The following is a 20,805-nucleotide window of genomic DNA, read 5'->3' on the forward strand; positions in this document are numbered from 1 at the left end:
GACGTTGCCGAGCAGCGCGTCCAGGGCCGCGGCGAGGTCGGCGCGGGCGACCGGCACCCGGGCCGGGCGGTCGGCGCCGGCGACCCGGGCGGTGCGGCCGGTCCGGCGCCGGTGTGCGGCCTTGGTCATGTCTGCCTGCCTGTTCGTCGCGTGGGGGTGGGGCGTACCGCCGGGGGAGGCGGTGGCGCGTCCCGCACGCTAGCGGCAGGGAAACGGACAAATGGCCGATTCCGCCCGGGGGTTGGGGGAATTATGGCCGCCTTAAGGAAGCGGAAGGGGGCGGTTAAGAGGAGGGGGCGTGAGGCGCGGGCGAGGGGGTGGACGTGAGGGTCACGAGGCGCCGCCGGGCCCCGCGCCCGGTCCCCCGCCGGGCCGCCGCCCCCGGCCGGCCGGCGCCCGCCCCCGCAGCCGCCGCCGCAGCCGGCGGCCGCGGCGCTCGCCGGGGGCGGCGCGGCGCCCGCCCAGTGACAGCCACACCCGGACCTCGGTGCCGCCCAGGACGGAGCGGCCGATGCGGACGTCGCCGCCGGTGGACTCGGCCAGCCGGCGGACGATGTCCAGCCCCAGGCCCGTGGAACCGCGGCCCGTGGAACCGCCCCGGCCGGCCGCCGGGCGCTCCCCCCGGCCGCCGCCGGACCAGCCCCGGCGCAGTGCGGCGGCCGGGTCGGCGATGCCCGGTCCGGCGTCCGAGACCAGCACGATCACCGCGTCGTCGGCGTGGTGGACGTCCACGGCGAACGCGGTGCCCTCGGGGGTGTGCCGGAAGACGTTGCCGAGCAGCGCGTCCAGGGCCGCGGCGAGGTCGGCGCGGGCGACCGGCACCCGGGCCGGGCGGTCGGCGCCGGCGACCCGGGCGGTGCGGCCGAGCGCGGACCAGAACGCCATCCGCTCGGCGATCACCTCGGCCGCGTCGCAGCCGGCCGCGGCGGCGGCCTGGACGGTGTGCGCGCGCTGGGCGCGGGCGGCGCGGATGATCCGGTCGACCTCGCCCTCCAGCTGCTCGACGGCGGCGCGGGTCTGCTCGGCGGCCGGGCCGTCGCCGAGCGAGGCGGCGTTGAGCCGGAGGACGGTGAGCGGGGTGCGCAGCCGGTGCGAGAGGTCGGCGGCCAGCTCCCGTTCGTTGGCCAGCAGCTGGACGACCTGGTCGGCCATGGAGTTGAACGCGCTGGCCGCCGACCGCAGTTCCGCCGGGCCGTCCTCCCGCACCCGTACGCCGAGGTCGCCGCGGCCCAGGTCGTGCGCGGCGGCGGCCAGCCGCTCGGCCGGGCGGACCATCCGGGTGCCGAGCCGGTCGGCGACCGCGACCGACCCGATGACCAGCGCGAGGCCGACGCCGGCCAGCACCGCCCAGGAGGTGGTGACGCCGTTGGTCAGCGCGGCGTCGGGGACGTAGACCTCGACCACCGCGATACCGGAGGCGACCGCGGTGGGCTGGAGCAGCGCGGTGCCGCCGGGGACCTGGGCGATGGAGGCGCGGCCGAGCCGGACGGCGGCGGCGACGTCGGCCGGCGCGGCCCGGCGGGTGCCGACCTCGGCAGGGCCGCCGCCCGGTCCGGCCGCCGGGACGTGGAGCCCGATCCGCCCGCCGGGGCCGGTCTCCGCGCTGGCCAGGGCCCGTTCGAGCTGGGTGCGGTCGGTGGTGATCGCCAGGACCGGGCCGAGGGCGGCGGCCTGCCGTTCGGCGTTGGCGTACGCGCGGTCGGACGCCATCTCGCGCACCACCAGCCCCAGCGGCACCGCGAACGCGACCACGACCATCGTGGTGACCGCCAGCGCCACCTTGACCAGCGCCCAGCGCAGCGTTTCCGCCGGCGCGGCGGCCGCCCGCCGCGGCCGGATCACCGCGGCGGCTCCAGCTTCACGCCGACGCCGCGCAGGGTGTGCAGGTAGCGGGGGCGGGCGGCGGTTTCGCCCAGTTTGCGGCGCAGCCAGGACAGGTGGACGTCGATGGTCTGGTCCTCGCCGTAGGACTGCTGCCAGACCTCGGCGAGGAGTTCGCGGCGGGCGACGACCACGCCGGGGCGGCGGGCGAGGAAGGCCAGCAGGTCGAACTCGCGGCGGGTCAGGTCGAGTTCGGTGCCGTCGAGTTCGGCGCGGCGGCGCAGCGGGTCGATGGCCAGGCCGCCGACGCGGATCACTCGTGAGGGCGGTTCCGCGCCGGGGGCCGCGCCCCGCGCCCGGCGCAGCACGGCCGCCATCCGGGCGGAGAGGTGTTCGACCGAGAAGGGCTTGGTGAGGTAGTCGTCCGCGCCGTCGTTGAGCAACCGGACGATCTCGGCCTCGTCGTCCCGCGCGGTGGCGATGATCACCGGGACGTCGGTGATCCCGCGCAGCATCTTCAGCGCCTCCCCGCCGTCCAGATCGGGCAGTCCCAGGTCCAGCACCACCACGTCGAAGCCGACCTGCGCCACCTCGCGCAGCGCCGCGAGCGCGGTCCCGACGCTGCGCACCGCGTGGCCGGCCTCGGTCAGATGCCGGATGAGCGCGGAGCGTACGAACTGGTCGTCCTCGACCACGAGCACACGTGCCATGGGCGGCACCGTACGCCATCCGGGCGAGCGCCCCGGCGCGCGGTTGACGGGCGGACGGGCCCGGGGCCGCCGCCGGCCCGGCTGCCACCGGCCCGGCGGGTGCGGCAAGATGACGCAGATGCAACGAGGTCTGGTTCACGCGGCGGCCTGGACGCTGGCGACCGGCGCCGCGGTCACCCTGTCGTGGTTCGGCGTGCACACCGTGCTCTCCGGTACGGCGTACGACGCGCCGCGCGCGCTGCCCCTGTCCGACCAGGTGGCGGCCTCCGCCCTGCCGCAGGTCTCCTCCACCCACCGGCCGAAACCCTCCGCGCCGGCCACCGCGCGCCCCTCCGCCCCGGCTTCCCCGTCCGCCTCCCCCGGTGACGACGCGCCGCGGGCCGCCGCCCCGTCCCGCACCGAACCGCCCGCCCCGCCGTCCGCGGGCGGCGGCACCGGTTCGTCCGCCGGCGGCCGGGTCCGCGGCTACACCACGTCCGGCGGCCGGGTGGTGCTCTCACTGGGCCCCGGCTCCGCGGAGCTGGTGTCGGCGACGCCCAACGCGGGCTGGGAGATGCAGGTGTGGAAGCAGGACCAGTGGCTGCGGGTGGACTTCACCGCCGGCGCCGCGCACACCTCGGTGATCTGCACCTGGAACGGGCATCCGCCGATCGTGGAGACCAGCAACCGCGCTACGTAGGGCGGAAGTTGACCGCCGCACGCCGGGGAGCCGGCCCCGCCCCGGCCCGCGAATTCGACAACGCGGCCATGCGGCACGGGAGTTGGGCCCGCACACGGCCGCCCCGGCCCGGTCCCTCAGGTGAACACCCCGGCCGGCGGGGCCGGGGAGGCGACCGCGGTGGCGTCGGTGACCGGGGCCGCGCCGCCGGTGAAGTCCAGCAGCGCCCGGCCGTGTTCGACCCGGCCGGCGTGCGGGTCGCCGGCCGCCCGCCGGGCCAGCTCCGCGACGGGCAGCGGTCCGGCCGCGGCGAGCAGTACGGCGTTGCCGAACCGCCGGCCGCGCAGTACGGCCGGATCGGCGGTCAGCGCCAGCTCGGGGAAGACGGTGTGGACGGTGGCGATCTGGCCGCGCAGGAACGCCAGCGGCGGCCCGTCGGCGATGTTGGCCGCGTACCAGCCGCCGGGCCGCAGCGCCCGCCGCACCTCCGCCGCGAATTCGGCGCTGGTCAGATGCGCGGGCGTACGGGCCCCGGCGAAGACATCGGCGATGACCAGGTCCGCCCAGCCGTCCGGGATCTTCGCCAGCCCCGCGCGGGCGTCCGCGCCGCGCACCCGTATCCGCCAGGTGCCCGGCAGCGGCAGATGCGCGCGGACGAGCTGGACCAGGGGGGTGTCGATCTCCACCACCTGCTGGGTGGAGCGCGGCCGGGTCGCGGCGATGTAGCGGGCCAGGGTCAGGGCGCCGCCGCCGAGGTGGACGGCGCGCAGCGGGGCGCCGGGCGGGGCGGCCAGGTCGGCGAGGTGGCCGAGCCGCCGCTGGTAGGCGAATTCCAGATGCGCCGGGTCGTCGAGGTCCACGTGGGACTGCGGGGCGCCGTCGATCAGCAGCGTCCAGCCGCGCGGCCGGTCGCGGTCGGGCCGCAGTTCCGCGGTGCCGCCGGCGACCTCCCCGGTGACCGCCTCGGGTCCGCCGCGCCCGCGTCTGCTTCTCGCCATGCCCCCAGTATGGCGCCCGCGCGCGCAGCGGATCCGCGCAGGTCAGAAGGGTGGGGAAAGCCGGGTGGCGGGCCACCCGCGGCCGAAGCCGCGAGCGCCCGCCCCGGTGTGCCGTGACCGGGGCCGGTCCGATGTCCCTCCGGACCGGCGCCGCGTCACTTGTTGAGGCAGTTGTTGCCGAACGCCGGGTTGAGCAGACCGATCACGTCGATGCTGTTCCCGCACACGTTGATCGGGATGTTGATCGGCACCTGGATGACGTTGCCGCTGAGGACACCCGGCGAGTTGGCGGCGAAGCCCGCGGCGAACGCGCCGCCCCGGCCGTGGCGGGAACCGCCCTCTTCGTTACGGCCGAAGTCACGGCCGTGGTGGCCGTGGTGGCCGTGGTGACGGCCCTCACGGCCATGGTGCCCACCGCCGTCGGCGGCGGCGACGCCCGCGCCACTCAGCACCAGGGCCGAGGTGGCCGCGGCCATCGCGGCGGTCTTGACGAACCGCTTCATCCCATTCTCCTTTCAGTTCGCGAATGGGGCATCGGACACAACGAACAATATGGGCCATGGATGCGGCCGTTACCATTTATGCGGCTTCATTAGGCTGTCTGGCTGGTATTCGGCTGATCGGAAACCCGGACGGGTCTGCGGCGTGCCTGCCGCGATTTCCAGCATCATTTCTGTCAGAGTGCTCTCCTGTTTGACTGATTGGCATCGGAGAGGACGACATGCGGAAGTCGATGGACCGCACCGGGCGCGGCGCCGTAAGCGCGCTCGCGGCCCTGGCTCTGTCGGCCGCGCTGACGTCGGCGGCGGCCGCCCCGGCCCCCGGGGATTCCGCCCGCGTTCCTTTCGCCGAGCGTTTCCACACGACCGGGCACGGCGGTATCTCCCGGGCCGCCGCGTCCTGGCCGGGCTGCCGCGCCGCCGGGCGCCGGGCCGGGGCCGCGCGCTCCGGACCGTCCCGCGCCCGGCTGCGGCTGCCGGCCGGCGCCCGGGTGCGCTACGCCCGCCTGTACTGGGGCGGCGGCCTCCCGGCCGGCGCCCTTGGGGCCGGCGGCCACCGGACCGGCCCCGACCCCGCCCGGGTGCTGCTCGCCGGCCCCGGCGGCCGCTACCGCCCGGTCCGCGCCGACGGCGCGATCGGCCACCGCACCACCCCCCGCGCCGACACCTACCAGGCGTCCGCCGACGTCACCGCGCTGGTGCGGCAGGGCGGCCCGGGCCCGTACACCGTCGCCCGCGCCACCGGGGCCCGCGCCCGGACCGCGAGCTGGGGCGGCTGGGCGCTGGTCGCCGTCTACACCCACCCGCGCGCGCCGCTGCGCCGCCTCGCGCTGTGGGACGGATTCGAGGAACTGGGCGGCCGGCGGCGGGCGCTGACGGTGGCGCTGAACGGGCTGCGCATTCCGCCCGGGGCGCGCGGCCGGGCCGGCACGGTCACGTACCACGGAATGCGGGATAACGAGAGCGGAATCACCGCCAAGGCCGGGCGGAATACTCCGGTCGTGCTCCGCGATTCCGCCGGTCCGGCGAATTCCCCGGCGAAATCCGCCGGCCCCGATTTCGGCGGCCGGACGGTCCGTGCACCCGAATGCCGCACCACCGGCCGCCTCGATTCCGGCCTCTTCGATCTGACGCCGGCGCTGCGCTACGGCGGCGACCGGCTGGCATTCCGCTTCACCACCCGAAAGGCGGGATATCTGCTCGGCGCGCTCTTCGTCCAGGCCGGTGCCGGGCACTGAGCGCGGCGCCGGCGTTTCCCGCGGAGTTGTCCCGACACCTCGGTCCCCAGGGGAGCAGTGCCCGTGCTGCCACACGACCCGCCGCCGCCGGAGCGGCTCACCGTCCTCCATGTGTCCCAGCCGGTCGACGGCGGGACCGCCCGGGTCGTCGCCGACCTGGTGCGGTCCCAGGCGGCGGCCGGACTGCGGGTGGTGGTCGCCGCGCCGCCCGGCGGCACCCTGCACGTCGAGGCCGCCGTGGCGGGCGCCGAGGTCGCGCTCTGGCCGGCCCATTGGACCGCCGAGACGGCGCTCACCGACACCCGCCGGCTGGCCCGGCTGATCCGCCGCACCCGCCCGCACCTCGTCCACAGCCACGGCAGCCGCGCCGGCTTCGCCGCCCGGCTCGCCGTCCGCGGCCGCATCCCGACGATCCACCAGCCGCACCGCTGGCGGTTCGAAGGGCCCGGCGGGGCGGCGGCGCGCGCCTGGGAGCGGTACGCGGCGCGCTGGACGGACCGGGTGCTGTGCGTCAGCGAGGCGCAGCGGGCCCGCGCCACCGCCGCCGGGCTGCGCGCCCGCTGGGTGGTCGTGCCCAACGGCGTCGACCCGCGGCGCTGCGCCCCGGCCGAGGACACCGACCGGGACGCGCTGCGGGAAGCGCTGCCGGCGCTGTGCGACACCGTCCCGCCCGGCGCGCCGCTGGTGGTGTGCGTGGCGCGGCTGTGCCCGCGCAAGGGCCAAGCGGTGCTGCTGCGGGCCTGGCCGGAGGTGGCCGCCGCGGTGCCCGGCGCCCGGCTGGTCCTCGTCGGCGACGGGCCGGACCGGGCGGCGCTGCACCGGGCCGCGCCGGACGGGGTGCTCTTCGCGGGCGCCGCCGACAGCGCGCTCCCCTGGTACCGGGCCGCCGACCTGGTCGTGCTGCCCTCGCGCTGGGAGGGCATGCCGCTGGTCCCGCTGGAGGCGATGGCGTGCGGCCGCCCGGTGGTGCTCGCCGACACCGGCGGCGTACGGGAGTGCGTACCGGCGGACGCGGCGGAGGAGTGCCTGGTGCCGCCCGGCGACCCGGCCGCCCTGGCCCGCGCCGTGACCGCCCTGCTCGCCGACCCCGAACGGCGGTCCGCGCTCGGCGGGCGGCTGCGCGAGCACGTCGCCACCGCCCACGACGTGCGGCGCACGGCCGGCGCGGTGCTGAACGTCTACCGCGAGCTGCTGGCCGTCCCGCCCGTCCTGGCCGTGGAACGGGCCGTGCGATGACCACCGACCGCGCCGCCGCGCCGCCGCTGCCCCGCCCGGTCCCCGAGGCCCGGCCGCCCCGCCGCCCGGCCGCCCGCCCCGCGGCCCCGGCCCGGCCCGCCCGGACCGTCCCCCGGTGGGCCGTGCCCGCCCTGCTGGCCGCCGCCGACACCCTCGCCGCGGCCGGCGCCGCCGCCCTGGCCGGCGGCCCCGGCCCCGCGCTGCTCGTCCCGCTCGTCCCCCTCCTGCTGCTGCTCACCTCCCGCGCCGGGCTGTACCGTCCGGGCCCGGCCGCCACCGCCCTGGACGAGCTGGCGCCGCTGCTGGCCCGCGCCGCCACCGCCTGGTGCGCGGTCGCCGCCGGGCTGGCCGCGCTGCGCCCCGGCCAGCACCTCGGCCCGCTCGCGCTGGCCGCCGCGATCGCCGGACAGGCGCTGCTGGCCGCCGCCGGGCGCGCCGCGGTGCACCGGGCGCGGCGCGCCGCCGCCCGCCGCCGCCCCCGCTCGGCGCTGCTCGTCGGCCCGGAACCGGCCGCCCGCCAACTGGCCGCCGCGCTGCTGGCCCACCCGGAGTACGGGCTGCGCCCGGTGGGCGTCGTCCCGGCCGGCCCGCCCGGCCCCGAGACCGCCCCGCCCGCCGCCGCCCCGCCCCGGCTGCGCTCCGCCGAGGCCCTGACCCGCGCCGTCATCCGGCACACCGTCCGCGACGCGGTGTTCCTGCTGCCGCCGGAGAGCGACCCGTACGCCGCCGCGCTGCTGCGCCGGTTCCTCGGGCAGGGCGCGGCGGTCTGGCTGGCCGGGCCGGCCGCGTGGCGCGACGGCCGGCCGCCCGCGCCGGGCACCGGCCACCTGTGGGGGTTCCCGTGCCGCCCGTACGAGACCGCCGCGCCGCACCGCGGCCGCGCCGCCAAACGGGCCGCTGACCTGCTGCTGGCGTCGGCGGCGCTGCTGGCGGCCGCGCCGCTGCTGCTCGGCTGCGCGCTGGCGGCCCGGTGCGCGGACGGGCCCGGGGTGCTGTGCCGCCGGGAGCGGACCGGCCGGGACGGCCGCCGCTTCGCCCTGCTCCGCTTCCGTACGGCGCGCCCCGGCGCGGCCCCGGGACCGGTCGGCCGGTGGCTGCGCCGCACCGGCCTGGACGGCCTGCCGCAGCTGTGGAACGTGCTGCGCGGGGACCTGAGCCTGGTCGGGCCGCGCCCCGAACGCCCCGCCCGCGCCGCCGAGTTCGCCCGCCGCCACCCCGGCTACGCGGCCCGGCACCGGATGCCGCCCGGCCTCACCGGCCTCGCGCAGGTGCACGGACTGCGCGACGGCGCGCCCGCCGAGGACCGGGCCCGCTTCGACAACCTCTACATCGACAGCTGGTCGCCGGGCCAGGACCTGCGGATCCTGCTGCGCGCCGCGGCCCGGCGGCGCACCGGGCGGGCGGCCGGATGACCCCCGGCCCGGCCGCGCCGCCCCCACCCGCGCCGCACGCCGCCCCGGCGGGCGCTGCCCCGACGAGGCCGACCCGGCCACCGACCAGGCCACCTTCGGCCGCTACCCCTGGAGGGATCCGGTGAAAGTCCTGCACGTCATCACCGGCCTCGAAGCGGGCGGCGCCGCCCAGCAGCTGCGGCTGCTGCTGCGCCGGCTGCCCGCCCGCTGCGAGGTCGTCACCCTGACCAACCCCGGCCCGCTCGCCGAGGCCATCGAGGCGGACGGCACCCCCGTCACCCACCTCGGCATGACCGGCACCCGCGACCTGTCCGCGCTCCCCCGGCTCGCCGGCCTGATCCGCGCGGCCGGCCCCGACCTCGTCCACACCCACCTGTACCGGGCCTGCGTCTACGGCCGGATCGCCGCCCGGCTGGCCGGCGTCCGGGCGGTGGTCGCCACCGAGCACTCGCTGGGCGACGCGGTCATCGAGGGCAGGCGGCTGACCCGCTCCGTCCGCGCCCTGTACCGGGCCACCGAGCGGCTGGGCTCGGCGACCGTCGCGGTCTCCGACACCGTCGCCGCCCGGCTGCGCCGCTGGGGCGTCCCCGGGCACCGCGTCCACGTCGTCCCCAACGGCATCGAGGCGCACCGCTTCGCCTACGACCCGGCCGCCCGCGCCGCCGTCCGGGTCCGGCTCGGCCTGCCACCGGACGCGTTCGTGGTCGGCGGCGCCGGCCGGCTGGTGCCCGCCAAGCGGTTCGACGTCCTGGTGCGCGCCATCACCCAGCTGCCCGGGGTGCATCTGCTGCTGGCCGGCGACGGGCCGGAGCGGGAGATGCTGCGGCGGATGGCCGGGCAGTTCGGCTCCGGCGACCGGATCCACCTGCTCGGCGCGCGCGGCGCCACCGGCGGCCCGCCGCCGGACGGCACCCCCGGCGTCCCCGGCATCCCCGAACTGCTGTCCGCCATCGACGTCTTCGTCTCCCCGTCCCCCGACGAGGCGTTCGGACTGGCCGCCCTGGAGGCCCTGGCGTCCGGTCTGCACGTGCTGTACGGCAGCTGCCCGGCCGTCGACGACCTCCCCGGCGACCAGGCGCCCGGCGCCCGCCGGGTGAGCCCCGGCGTGCACGAACTCGCCACCGCCCTGCGGGAGTTGCGGCGCACGGGCCCCGGCCGGCTGCCGGTGCCGCCGGTCGTCCGGCGCTACGACATCGACCGCAGCGCGGCGGAGCTGACCGCCGTCTACGAGGAAGCGCTCGCCTCGGTGCGCCGGGCCCGCCCGGCGGCGCCCGACCCGCGGCCCGCCGCGCCGCCGCACCCCGGCCTGCCGCCGGGCGTCTCCCTGCCGGACCCCTCCCCCGCCCCCGACCCCGACGGCCACACCCTGACCACCCGCTGACCGCCCGGCCCCGCGCCGGACACGACCGAGGGGCGGCCGCGGCCGCCCCTCACCGGCCCCGCCACCTCACCGGCGGACCGGACGTCTCCCTCCCGCCGGCCGGCGGGACGTCACTGGCAGCGGTCGACCGCCTCGATCGTGCGGGCCGCCTCGCCCAGCGCCGCCCGCAGCACCACCGGGTCGGTGGCGTCCGCGTACGCGCCCTCCGGCGGCACCAGCCAGCCGGACCCCTGCACCGGCGGCTCCGGCACCGCCCCCTCCCCCGGCGTACCGAACGCGATGCCCCGGCCGTTCGTCCGCGTACAGGCGCTGCCCGGGACGTCCCAGCCGTCGGCGGTGCCGGGCGGGACCAGGAAGCCGAGGGTGTCGCAGGCGCCGTCGTGCAGGACCGGGCCGACCCCGTCCCGCAGCCGGAGGATGTCCACCGCCTCCAGGCCCTGCCGGGCCGGCACCGTCACCAGGTCGCAGGGCCGGGCGGGACCCGCCGGGGCGGTACGCCCCTCCTGGCCGGCGGCCCGGCCCGCCCGCTCCTCGCCGCCCCCGCTGACGCCGGTCTCCCACACGACAGAACCCCTCCTCCTGCACGCGCCACACCCTTTACACCCTCTTCAACGGCGGAACGCGTCAACAGCTACGGCGGCGGAACGCCGCAAAGGATGGCACTTCATGGCGGATCGCGGGTGAGATATTCCGGTTTGTGGCCAAACGCAGGGTGGCGGGCCCGTCACAGCCGGTACGGTCGTCCCGCCGCACCGCCAGGAAGCGGCACGTCACACGATGGCACGGAGAGGGCACGGAGAGGTCCGCCATGACGTCGCAAGCCGAGCGTTCAGCGTCGTCCCGCACCGTACCCGCCCGCCCGAACACCGCCTTCCGGCAGCTGCGCGGGCGGCTGTCCCCCGGCGAGTTCGCGGCGGCGGTCCGACGGTCCGCCCGTGAGATCGGCGAGCAGGTCTCCTGCGACGCCCGCTACGTGGGCCGCGTCGAGTCCGGGGAGATCCGGTGCCCGAACTACGCCTACGAACGGGTGTTCCGGCACATGTTCCCCGGGCTGACGCTGCCCGACATGGGGTTCGCGCCGCGGGAGACGGTCCGCGGACGGGGGGCCCGCGCCGCGGCGGGCGCCGCGCCCCTGGCACCCGACCCCGACCACCGCGATACCCGTATCCAGAACTCCGAGGAGAGCGACGTGCTGCGTCGCGCGTTCATCACCGGCGGCCCGGCGGCCGCCCTGGGCCTGGCCGGACTCTTCCCGGCCGCCGGCCCCGCCGGACCGGCCGGCGCCGCCGGGACCGTGCCCGGTCCCCGTACCGCCCCCGGCGCCCGGGCGGGCGCCACCGAGGCCACCGCCGTGGAGGAGGCCGTCCGCCGGATCCGGCTGCTGGACGACCGGCACGGCGCGGACGGCCTGTACCACCGCGCCGTCCAGCCGCTGCGCGCCGCCTACGAACTCCTGGACGCCGGGATCCGGCACCGCGCGGTCTACGACCGGCTGCACGCCGGCGCCGGCGAACTGGCCATCTCGGTGGGCTGGCTGGCGCACGACTCCGGCCGCTTCGACGACGCCCGCTCGCACTACGCCGAGGCGCTGTCCACCGCCCGGGTCTCCGGCGACGCCGCCCTGGAGGCGCACGCCTTCTGCAACACCGCGTTCCTGGCCCGCGACGCCGGCCGGCCGCGCGAGGCGGTCCGGGCCGCGCAGGCCGCCCAGCAGGCCGCCAAACGACTCGGCTCGCCGCGGCTGCGGTCGCTGCTGGCGCTGCGCGAGGCCGGCGGCCGGGCCGGGCTCGGCGACCGGGCCGGCTGCGAGCGGGCGCTGGCCCGCGCCGAACGGCTCTTCGCGGCCGGGCCCGGCGACCGCGACCCGGAGTGGATGACGTTCTACGGCGAGGCGGAACTGGCCGGCCTGACCGCGCAGTGCTGGTCGGCGCTGGGCGACCGGCACCGCGCGGCGGACGAGGCGCGGCGCGCGGTGGACCTCCAGGACCCGCACTTCACCCGCAACATCGCGCTGTTCACCGCCGAACTGGCCGGCAACCTCGCGGCCAGCGGCGCCGCCGAGGAGGCCGCCGCGGCCGGGCTGAGGGTCCTCGGCCTGCTGACCGGCGTCCGCTCGGCCCGCATCCGCGCCATGCTGGACGGCACCGCGCGCGTACTGCGCCCCTACCGGAGCTGCGGCGCGGTCGCCGGCTTCCTGGAGCGGCACACGGCGGCGCGGCAGCCGGGGGCGGAGGGGGCGGTACGGGTCTGAGCCCGCCGTGGTGAGCCCGTCCCCGTGAGCCCGTCCCCCGTAAGTCCGTCGCCGTGAGCCCGTTCCCGTAAGTCCGGCGCCGTAAGCCCGTCCCCGTTAGCCCGTCCTCCCGGCGCCGTCCCGTTTCCTCAGTCCAGGTGCCCGGTGTCGTTCCAGCTCTCCACGGCCGGTTCGCCGTACGCCCAGCCGAGGACCGACAGGGACGCCGGCGCCAGCCGCAGCCGGGCCGCGAACGACACCGGGAGGCCCAGCCAGCGCGCGCCCAGCACCCGCAGGATGTGGCCGTGCGCGAAGACCAGCACGTCGCGGTCGGCGGAGCGGGCCCAGGCGACCACCTCGTCCGCCCGCGCGGACACCTCCGCCAGCGTCTCGCCCTCGGGGACGCCGTCCCGCCAGATCAGCCAGCCGGGCCGGCCCTCCTTGATCTGGGCCGGAGTCAGCCCCTCGTACGCGCCGTAGTCGACCTCCAGCAGCGCGTCCCACTCCTGGGCCCGCGCGCCGAAACCGGCCAGATCGCAGGTCTCCCGGGCGCGCCGCAGCGGGCTGGTGCGGACCTCGGCGTCCGGCAGGCCGTCCCAGGGGGCGCGGTGCAGCCGCTCGCCCAGCTGCTTGGCGCCGTGCCGGCCCTCCTCCAGGAGGGGGATGTCGGTGCGTCCGGTGTGCCGCCCGGAGACGGACCACTCCGTCTGCCCGTGTCTGGCCAGGAAAATGCGGGGTGCCATGGGTCGTACCTCTCGCCGGGGGGGGCCGGCTCGTCGGGGTCGGGGAACGGGCGCGGGCGGCGCTGACCGCGACCCCTCCATCATCCCGCACCGGCCGGAAACATGGCCGGGCCCCCCGCCTGTCGGTGCCGGATGCCAGACTTCGGCGGGTGAACGTTTCCCGCGAAAGCCGCACCGCGGCGCCCCCGCCGCCCGGCGGGCCGCCGGCGCCCTCCCCCGGCCTGCGGCAGCGCCTGGCGGAGCTGCGCGGCCCCGGTGCGCGCCCCCGGTCGCTGGACGCCCGCGCGCTCGCCGCGCTCGCCGCCAACCCCGGCTGCCGCCGCCGGGCGCTGCTCGACGGCGCCGGGGTCGACAAGGCCGCGCTGGCCCGCGCGCTGGGCGCGCCCGCGGCGTACGGCCAGTCCCAGTTCGCCCTGGTCCGCGGCAACTCCTTCGAGGCCCGGGTCAAGGCCGAGGGCGGCGCCGCGCTGCTGCGGCTGGTCCGCGAGCGGCTGGCGCCCGGCAGCCCGCCGCCGGAGGACGGCGCGGTCGCCCGGCCCGACCTGTCCGCGGCCGGCCCCGAGGGCCGGGCCGCGCGCACCGCCCTCGCCCTGCGCGAGGCGACCGCGGCCGGCGGCTGGGCGCTGCTGGACCACCCGCTGCTCGCCATGGACGTCGCCGGATCGCCCGCCTACGTGGAGCCGGACGCGGTCGTGGTGCACCCGGACGGGGTCTGGACGGTCGTCGAGATCAAGTCGTTCCCGATGATCGACGGCGCCGCGGACCCCGCCAAGGTGGGCGCCGCGGCCCGCCAGGCCGCCGTCTACGTCCTGGCCCTGGAGGCGGTCGCCGCGCGCACCGGCCACCCGGCCCGGGTCCGCGACCGCGCGCTGCTGGTCTGCCCGAAGGACTTCTCCAACCTCCCGGCGGCCGCCGCCGTCGACGTCCGCAAGCAACTGGCCACCACCCGGCGCCAGTTGGCGCGGCTCGCCCGCGTCGAGGAGATCGCCGCCGAGCTGCCGCCCGGCACCACCTTCGACCTCCGGCCGGGCGACGACGGCGCCACGCCGACCCGCCCGGCCGCGGAGCTGGCCGAGGCGGTCGCGGCGGTCCCCGCGGCCTACGCCCCCGAGTGCCTGGCCGCCTGCGAACTGGCCTTCCACTGCCGCGAGCGGTCCCGCGCGCAGGGCGCCGTGGAGACCCTGGGCCGCGGTGTACGGGGCGAGCTGGGCGGGCTGCGGACCATCGGCGAGGCGCTGGCGGCCGCCGCCGGCGACCCCGGCGCCGACCCGGACGACCCGGCCGTCCAGGCGCTCCAGGCCGCCGCCGCGCTGCGCGCCGAGGCGCTCGCCGCCGTACCGCCGCCCCGGGACGGGGAGGACGCATGCCGCTGATCGACACGCTCGCCCGGATGGAGGCGGTGGCCGCCGGCCGCGCCCGGCCGCGCACCACCGTCCGCCACCGCCACCTCTCCGAACGCCCGCTGGTGTTCGTCCCGTTGACCACCGCCGGTGAGGCCGGCGCCCCCCTGGGCGCGCTGGTCGGCACCGACCGGGAGAAGCCCCGGCTGCTGACCGTCCCCCAGCCCCGCGACCGCGACCTGCGCTTCGGCTTCCTCGCCGAGCTGGCCGAGGCGGTGCTGCCCTACGTGGACGGCTTCGCCGACGAGGTGGAGTACGAGGAGCGCAAGGAGACCGACCCGGAGAGCGGCAAGAAGGTCCCCGTCCAGGCCGAACTGTGCGCGGACGCCCCGCAGTTGATCGTGCCGAGCACCGCCGGGGTGGGCTACGTCCGGCTGCTGGGCCGCTCGATGCGGTTCCGGCGGACGGCCGAGCAGGACCCGGAGGCGCCCTACCCGGCGCCGCCGCACGTCCCGCTGCTGGGCCGCTGGTTCACCCACTTCGGTGAGCGGGCCCGGGTGCCGGGCGCCTGCCTGCTGCTGTCCATGACCGAGCTGCTGACCCGCCACTGGGCCACCGGCCAGAGCGCCCTGGAGGACCAGCACCTGGCCGCGCTGCTCGCCTGGATCGACCCGCCGCCGGGCGTACCGGCCCCGGAGGCCGCCGCGTTCGCCGAGGCGGCCCGCGGCCCGGACGGGCAGCTGCACTGCCCGCCGGCCGGCCCGGCCACCGACCCGGCGTTCGACAACCGCCTGCTGGCGCCCGCGATGGCCCGCTACGACGCCGGCGTCCCCGGCGCCGAGGAGGAGATCCGCGCGCTCGTCGAGAGCCAGCTGCGGCCCACCTGGGACGCGGTGTGGCACGGCCTCGACCTGCTCCGCGCGCTCCCCGAGGGCGCCCGGGTCGCCGACCGCTGGAAGCGCGACCGCTGGTCGTACACCTCCCACCGCGACCGGATCCGCGCCGGGGAGCCGCCGCAGCCCCGGCAGGACGACGCGGTCACCGCCGCCCGCAAACTCGCCACCCGGGAGGCCGCGCAGGCCCTGCTGGACGCCCAGGAGGCGCTGGACGACCCGCTGGTGATGGCCGCCCGGCGGCTCGCCGGCGAGGCGCTCCAAGGCACCGTCACCGCTGTCGAGATGGCGTGCTCCGAGGGCCGCCGTCCGATGCCGCGCCCCCTGGTGACGCTGCGCACCGGCGACCGCCCCCAGCTCGACGCGGGCACGACCGTGCACCGGGCGCTCGGCGACGGCCGCGCCCAGACCGCCGAGTTCGTCGCGTACGGGCCCGGGGGCGACCCCGGCACGCTGGTGATCCGGCTCACCGGCGGGATGGGCCGCGGCCGCACCCCCGAGCCCGGCTCCGTCCCCGAGCCCGGCGACACCCTGTGCTGGACGCTGTTCGCGCACGCCCCGCGCGGCGGCCCCGCCCTCCCCGAACCCGAGGACACCCCCTGGACGCACGGCGGCCCGCCGCCGGGCCCCGAGGACGCGCCGTCCGCCGCCCCCGACCCGGTGACCCCGGAGGACTACCTGTGACGCCCCCTCCCCCGCTCACCGCACCGCAGCCGGCCGACCCCGCCGCGGCCGCCGCCGCGGCCACCGACGCGATCCTCCGCGACACCCTGCACGGCACCCGCCGCGGCGTCGTCGTGGACTCCCCGCCGGGCGCCGGGAAGTCCACCCTGGTCGTCCGCGCGGCCCGCGAACTGGCCGCGGCCGGGCGCCGGCTGATGATCGTCGCGCAGACCAACGCCCAGGTCGACGACCTCGTACTGCGGCTGGCCGCCAAGGATCCCGAGCTGCCCGTCGGCCGCCTGCACAGCAGTGAGCCCACCGCCTTCGACCCGGCCCTGGCCGAGCTGCCCGCCGTCCGCACCTCCGCCAAGATCACCGACCTCGCCGACCGCGCCGTCGTCGTCTCCACCGCCGCCAAGTGGGCCTACACCAAGGTGGACGAGCCCTGGCCGCACGCCATCGTGGACGAGGCGTACCAGATGCGGTCCGACGCCCTGCTCGGCGTCGCCGGCCTCTTCGAACGCGCCCTGTTCGTCGGCGACCCCGGCCAGCTCGACCCGTTCAGCGTCGTCGGCGCCGACCAGTGGGCCGGCCTCTCCTACGACCCCTCGGCCAGCGCCGTCGCCACCCTCCTCGCCCACAACCCCGACCTCCCCCAGCACCGCCTCCCGGTCTCCTGGCGGCTGCCGGCCTCCGCCGCGCCCCTGGTGTCCGGCGCGTTCTACCCGTACACGCCGTTCCGCAGCGGCACCGGGCCCGGCGACCGGCGGCTGTCCTTCGGCGTCCGCGGCGACGGCTCGGCGGTCGACCGCGTCCTGGACGAGGCCGCCGCCTCCGGCTGGGGCCTGCTGGAACTTCCCGCCCGCCACACCCCGCGTACGGACCCGGAGGCCATCGGGGCGCTCGCCCGCGTCGTCCGCCGCCTGCTGGACCGCGGCGGGGCCGCCACCAGCGAGCAGGCGCCCGCGCCCGAGCCGCTCACCGCCGCCCGGATCGCGGTCGGCACCGCCCACCGCGATCAAGCCGCGGCGGTGCGGGGCGCGCTGGCCGCGCTGGGCGTCTCCGGTGTCACCGTGGACACGGCCAACCGGCTCCAGGGCCGGGAGTTCGACGTCACCGTCGTGCTGCATCCGCTCTCGGGGCGGCCCGACGCGACGGCCTTCCACCTGGAGACCGGGCGCCTGTGCGTGCTCGCCTCCCGGCACCGGCACGCCTGCATCGTCGTGTGCCGCGCCGGCGTCGCGGAGCTGCTGGACGAGCATCCGGCGACGGAGCCGGTTTCTCTCGGCGTGACCGTCAAGTTTCCCGATGGCTGGGAGGCGAATCACTCCGTGATGGCGCACCTGGAAGAGCACCGGGTCCCGCTTCGCGGGAGCTAGGTTGTTCGGGGCCGCCCCACGTTTTTGTCTGCGGCGCCGTGTTGGTTGCGGTGGCCTCGGGTTCCCTTCGGTGGGTGGGGGCCGGAGGGGCTGCCCCGGGGTACGTCCTCGGTGCGGGCGCATCTGGTCCGTGCGATGAGGAATGCCCCGCGGTTCGCTCCAGATCCTGCGGGCGCACCCCGGGACATCCCCTACCCGGACACCCCCACGGCCTCACGGCCGGTTGCGTGGTCTCGTCCCCTTGAGGGAGGGCGGGTGTCTGGCGTGCCGAAGGGCACGCCAGACACCCAAAAAGACAACTCCCCCGCGGGGCCGAGACCACGTACACCACCGGGCCCCGGCCGAGACGGCGGGATGGCCGCCCGCGGCGCGGGGCGGAGGGGATGCCCCGGACCCCGCCCGCAGGATCTGGAGCGAACCGCGGGGTAATCCTCATTCACAGACCAGATGCGCCCGCACCGAGGACGGGGTCCGGGGCAGCCCCTCCGCCCCCCACCCACCCCGCGTAGGCGAGGCCACCGCAACCAACCACGGCGCCGCACAAGACAACGTGGGGCGGCCACAAACACCCCCTTACGGCACCGCGCGACAATGGAGGGCGGCAGACAACGTGGAGGGATACACATGAGTGAGCCGCATCCGGCTCCTGACCCGCGGGGGCCCGCGTCCGAGGCCGCGCCCCGCCCCCGCCTCAAGCCCGCGCAGCTTCTGTTCGAGCCGCCGGAGGCCGCCGAAGACCCCGAGCACTTCTTCGGGCTGGAGTCGATGGAGGACCCCGGCGCGCTGCTCGGGCGGGCGACGGAGTTGACGCTGGCGTTCCGGGCGGCGGCGGACCGGGCGACGGAGTTCCAGGCGATGGCCGCCGCGCAGCTGACCGATCCGCGCCGGTTCGACCGGCTGCCGCTGGCGGTGGTCGCCGAGCGGGCGGAGTGGACCGAGGACTACGCGCGCAAGATGGTGGAGTTCGGCCGGAGCCTGCTGCGCAGCGGCAGCACCGTACCGCCGGACGGCGACTGAGCGGCGGCCGCCCGCGGCGGAGCGGGCGGGACCGGCGGGCCGCGCCCGCCGCAGGAGCCGCGCGAGGCGCAGGAGAAACGCGAGGCACAACCGGCGCACGCGCCGTAGACGCACCCTCCCGGCTCAGGAGGCAAGATCATGAGCCGTTGGCATATGCGAAGCGGGAAAGATACCCCTCGGCGCCCCGCCGTGTCCCGGATTCCGCCAAGGAGGATTGGCGGGGGGCCGGGCGTCGGTAGAACGTCTCCCATGAGCGACTGGCTTCCTGAGACCCCGCGGAATCTGGCCTTCCCCACCACGGCGTACGTCACGCTCGCCGGAGCCGACTGGCTCGCCTCCGCCAGTCCGCATCCGGAGGCCATGCACATGCTGTGGGCGGAGCGGCCAGAGGCGCCGAGCGTGCTGCCGTGCGGGCGGGTCTTCGACGTGATCAGTGTCCCGGCGCTGTTCGGGCGGCGGATGGTGGACCGGCTGTGGTCGGCCGGTCCGGGGTCGGGGCCGGTGGCCGCGCACCGGGGGCGGATCCTGCTGTTCGCGGCGCCCGGGACGGCCCAGCGGCTGCCCGCGCTGCTCGCCTGGGAGGAGTGGGGGCGGGCGGTGCCGGCGCCGCTGTGCCACGGGAGCGGCGACGCGGTGACGGTGCCGCCGCTGCACCCCCGGGCGGCGGGCGGATCGCGCTGGCTGGTGGCGCCGGACGTCCGCGAGCCGTGGCTGCCGGGGCCGGACGTGCTGCTGTGGGCGTGCGTGCGGGCCGCCCGCGGGGGGCTGGGCGCCGACCGGGAAAGCGCCCGTACGCACCGCGAAACGGCTGGTCAGGGCGTGGAGGGGGCGCTGGCGGGGGGCTGAGGGGAACCGATTTTCGCTCTGCCCGGACCGGATGCTAATGTTTTCCCCGTCAGCAGGCGCCGCTAGCTCAGTTGGTTAGAGCAGCTGACTCTTAATCAGCGGGTCCGGGGTTCGAGTCCCTGGCGGCGCACAGACGGTCGAAGGCCCTCACCGGTTGGTGGGGGCCTTCGGCGTGCTGGGGTTCAGGGAGTGCTGCGGGTGATCTTGACTGCCCATTCGCCGTCGGTGGCGCGGCCCTCCACTTGGACGCGTACGCCGTCCTCGGGATCGTTCAGGCTCTCGCCGACGCCGAGCGGGGCGTCGGCGAGCGGCGGGTAGACGGAGCGGCCCCAGCAGGCGGCGGTGCCGGGGTGGCCGTCGAGCACCCGGACCGGGCCGTCGCCGGAGGCGGTGGTGGAGCGGACGCGGTAGACGAGGACGCCCTCGGTGCACACGGCGTGGTCGTTGCCCTCGGCGCCGCGGGCCTCCATGGCCAGGGCGCTGTCGGGGCCGGTGCGGACGACCAGGAGGCGGGGGCGGCGGTGGTCGCCGGGGTCGTCGGGGGCGGAGAGGGTGCGCAGCGAGTGCATCCGGGGGCGGTCGAGGCTGACGCAGTCGATCTGGCCGTCGGTGATCCAGCCGAGCCGCCATTTGTGCCAGCCGAAGGGTTCGGGGGCGAGGCCGAACTGGCTGCCCATGAGGTCCCAGTCCCCGACGTAGGTGTCCCAGTCGCCGCGGCCGTTCCGCGGGCGGTGGTAGAGGTCGGGCAGGTCGAAGACGTGGCCGGTCTCGTGGGCGAGGACGTTGCGGTCGGGCGGGCTGTGCTCGAAGACGGTGACGAAGCGGCGCAGCTCGGCGCCGTCGGCGTGCATCGGCTGGTCGAGGTTGACGACCTTGGTGGCGTCGGAGTCGACGCCGGGGGCGCCGGGGTCGGCGACGAGGTAGACGAGGTCGTAGCGGCGGAAGTCGACCGAGGGGTCGGCGGCGGCGACCGCGTCGCGGAGGTAGGCGGAGCGGCGCCCGGAGTCCCAGTCGCGCTGTATGGCGTACCAGGTGGAGGGGTGCGGCATGCGGACCCAGCGGGGCTGGATGCGGGTGCGCAGGTGGAATCTGCCGTACGAGGCGCGGTCGAAGAAGCGGGCGGTGGCCGGGAAGTAGTCGCCGGCCAGCTGCTGGGTGGTGGTGGCGGGGCGGGCGTCCGGGAAGGACAGGAAGACCATGACCGCGCGGCGGGTGCGGTCGGGACGGGGGTAGGCGTCGTCCCAGCTGTCGACGCCCTCGGAGTGGTGGGCGTCGGTGCGTCCCAGGGCGCAGGACAGGGCCGCCTCGGAGGCGGTGGCCGGGCCGGTGACGATGGAGGTGGCGATCAGCGCGCTCAGGGAGGTGGCCACGGCTGCGACGCGCCGCAGGCGGCGGCGGTCCACCCCTCGGGGTGTCTGGGCGCGCGGCACGTGGACCTCCAGGGACGGATTCGGGACACCCATCTACCCTGAGGTGATTTCATGTTCTTCGTCCTGTTATGGCGGCCCGTACGGGTGACAGCCGCGTCTCCCCTGTCTCGTAACGCAAAGTCACAAGCGACCAAAGGGGCAATAGGGGCGAACATCGCCGGGCAATATTGGCTGAACTTCCGTCATGCGTGCGGATGGTCACGGCTCCGTCGCTGGCTCGGCCCTCGGAGCAGCCTCTATGATCGCCACACTTTCCAGCGCGAGGTACCCCTCCGTCACGAGACAAGCGCCATGCGGGAGCGAGCAGTGA

Annotated in this window: 18 protein-coding genes and 1 tRNA gene; 12 read left to right on the plus strand and 7 right to left on the minus strand. The window is 77.5% G+C overall.

Annotation, left to right across the window (positions count from 1 at the left end):
- Positions 1 to 330: 330 nt before the first annotated feature.
- Together ADL22_RS04420 and ADL22_RS04425 are read right to left on the minus strand one after the other, a co-directional pair.
- On the minus strand, positions 331 to 1,800 hold the full coding sequence (locus tag ADL22_RS04420) for an ATP-binding protein (RefSeq protein WP_066974087.1): 1,470 nt from the start codon (positions 1,798 to 1,800) through the stop codon (positions 331 to 333).
- Between the two features lie 38 nt (positions 1,801 to 1,838).
- Positions 1,839 to 2,531 carry a response regulator transcription factor gene (locus tag ADL22_RS04425; RefSeq protein ID WP_066974047.1) on the minus strand — a complete coding sequence of 231 codons (693 nt, stop codon included), beginning with the start codon at positions 2,529 to 2,531 and terminating at the stop codon, positions 1,839 to 1,841.
- Positions 2,532 to 2,649: 118 nt separating this feature from the next.
- Here ADL22_RS04425 and ADL22_RS04430 point away from each other — a divergent pair, with 118 nt between their 5' ends.
- Positions 2,650 to 3,210 carry a hypothetical protein gene (locus ADL22_RS04430; protein ID WP_066974089.1) on the plus strand — a complete coding sequence of 187 codons (561 nt, stop codon included), beginning with the start codon at positions 2,650 to 2,652 and terminating at the stop codon, positions 3,208 to 3,210.
- Positions 3,211 to 3,326: 116 nt separating this feature from the next.
- Here ADL22_RS04430 and ADL22_RS04435 read toward each other — a convergent pair whose 3' ends face one another.
- Positions 3,327 to 4,187, minus strand: a complete 861-nt coding sequence (locus ADL22_RS04435; protein ID WP_066974050.1) for a spermidine synthase — start codon at positions 4,185 to 4,187, stop codon at positions 3,327 to 3,329.
- A gap of 155 nt (positions 4,188 to 4,342) precedes the next feature.
- Complete coding sequence (locus ADL22_RS04440; protein ID WP_066974052.1) at positions 4,343 to 4,690, minus strand: chaplin; 348 nt, start codon at positions 4,688 to 4,690, stop codon at positions 4,343 to 4,345.
- A 218-nt stretch (positions 4,691 to 4,908) separates the two neighbouring features.
- Between ADL22_RS04440 and ADL22_RS04445 the strand changes: the two genes are divergently transcribed.
- From ADL22_RS04445 to ADL22_RS04460, 4 genes are all read left to right on the plus strand, one after another.
- Positions 4,909 to 5,925, plus strand: a complete 1,017-nt coding sequence (locus ADL22_RS04445) for a hypothetical protein (protein WP_066974054.1) — start codon at positions 4,909 to 4,911, stop codon at positions 5,923 to 5,925.
- Positions 5,926 to 5,988: 63 nt separating this feature from the next.
- Complete coding sequence (locus tag ADL22_RS04450) at positions 5,989 to 7,161, plus strand: glycosyltransferase family 4 protein (protein ID WP_079063839.1); 1,173 nt, start codon at positions 5,989 to 5,991, stop codon at positions 7,159 to 7,161.
- Positions 7,158 to 8,573 (plus strand): sugar transferase, encoded by a 1,416-nt coding sequence (locus tag ADL22_RS04455; protein ID WP_066974056.1) that lies wholly within the window; start codon positions 7,158 to 7,160, stop codon positions 8,571 to 8,573. The genes ADL22_RS04450 and ADL22_RS04455 overlap by 4 nt, the downstream gene beginning before the upstream one ends.
- 121 nt (positions 8,574 to 8,694) lie before the next feature.
- Entirely contained in the window at positions 8,695 to 9,954 is a 1,260-nt protein-coding gene (locus tag ADL22_RS04460) for a glycosyltransferase (protein ID WP_066974058.1), read from the plus strand.
- A 110-nt stretch (positions 9,955 to 10,064) separates the two neighbouring features.
- On the opposite strand, the gene ADL22_RS04465 is transcribed toward ADL22_RS04460, so the two are convergent.
- Entirely contained in the window at positions 10,065 to 10,517 is a 453-nt protein-coding gene (locus tag ADL22_RS04465; RefSeq protein WP_066974060.1) for a hypothetical protein, read from the minus strand.
- 245 nt (positions 10,518 to 10,762) lie between these two features.
- Here ADL22_RS04465 and ADL22_RS04470 point away from each other — a divergent pair, with 245 nt between their 5' ends.
- The gene (locus tag ADL22_RS04470; RefSeq protein ID WP_066974062.1) at positions 10,763 to 12,205 is read left to right on the plus strand and encodes a transcriptional regulator; all 1,443 of its coding nucleotides are present in this window, start codon (positions 10,763 to 10,765) and stop codon (positions 12,203 to 12,205) included.
- A 128-nt stretch (positions 12,206 to 12,333) separates the two neighbouring features.
- On the opposite strand, the gene ADL22_RS04475 is transcribed toward ADL22_RS04470, so the two are convergent.
- The gene (locus tag ADL22_RS04475) at positions 12,334 to 12,927 is read right to left on the minus strand and encodes a histidine phosphatase family protein (protein WP_066974064.1); all 594 of its coding nucleotides are present in this window, start codon (positions 12,925 to 12,927) and stop codon (positions 12,334 to 12,336) included.
- A 149-nt stretch (positions 12,928 to 13,076) separates the two neighbouring features.
- Between ADL22_RS04475 and ADL22_RS04480 the strand changes: the two genes are divergently transcribed.
- The 6 genes from ADL22_RS04480 (at position 13,077) to ADL22_RS04505 (ending at position 19,195) form a co-directional block, all read left to right on the plus strand.
- Positions 13,077 to 14,300, plus strand: a complete 1,224-nt coding sequence (locus ADL22_RS04480; RefSeq protein ID WP_066974065.1) for a hypothetical protein — start codon at positions 13,077 to 13,079, stop codon at positions 14,298 to 14,300.
- Positions 14,291 to 15,844, plus strand: a complete 1,554-nt coding sequence (locus ADL22_RS04485; protein ID WP_066974067.1) for a hypothetical protein — start codon at positions 14,291 to 14,293, stop codon at positions 15,842 to 15,844. The genes ADL22_RS04480 and ADL22_RS04485 overlap by 10 nt, the downstream gene beginning before the upstream one ends.
- On the plus strand, positions 15,841 to 17,202 hold the full coding sequence (locus tag ADL22_RS04490; protein ID WP_066974069.1) for an AAA domain-containing protein: 1,362 nt from the start codon (positions 15,841 to 15,843) through the stop codon (positions 17,200 to 17,202). The genes ADL22_RS04485 and ADL22_RS04490 overlap by 4 nt, the downstream gene beginning before the upstream one ends.
- Positions 17,203 to 17,826: 624 nt before the next feature.
- A complete protein-coding gene (locus tag ADL22_RS04495; RefSeq protein WP_066974071.1) occupies positions 17,827 to 18,219 on the plus strand; it encodes a hypothetical protein in 393 nt (130 codons plus the stop codon).
- Between the two features lie 249 nt (positions 18,220 to 18,468).
- On the plus strand, positions 18,469 to 19,065 hold the full coding sequence (locus ADL22_RS04500) for a bifunctional DNA primase/polymerase (protein ID WP_066974073.1): 597 nt from the start codon (positions 18,469 to 18,471) through the stop codon (positions 19,063 to 19,065).
- 56 nt (positions 19,066 to 19,121) lie between these two features.
- Positions 19,122 to 19,195 (plus strand) — tRNA-Lys (locus ADL22_RS04505).
- A 52-nt stretch (positions 19,196 to 19,247) separates the two neighbouring features.
- Here the strand turns inward: ADL22_RS04505 and ADL22_RS04510 are convergent.
- Positions 19,248 to 20,528: a M6 family metalloprotease domain-containing protein gene (locus tag ADL22_RS04510; RefSeq protein WP_079063837.1), complete on the minus strand. Its 1,281-nt coding sequence runs from the start codon at positions 20,526 to 20,528 to the stop codon at positions 19,248 to 19,250.
- Positions 20,529 to 20,805 lie beyond the last annotated feature (277 nt).

This window comes from Streptomyces sp. NRRL F-4489, assembly GCF_001509485.1.
Classification (GTDB): Bacteria; Actinomycetota; Actinomycetes; order Streptomycetales; family Streptomycetaceae; genus Streptomyces.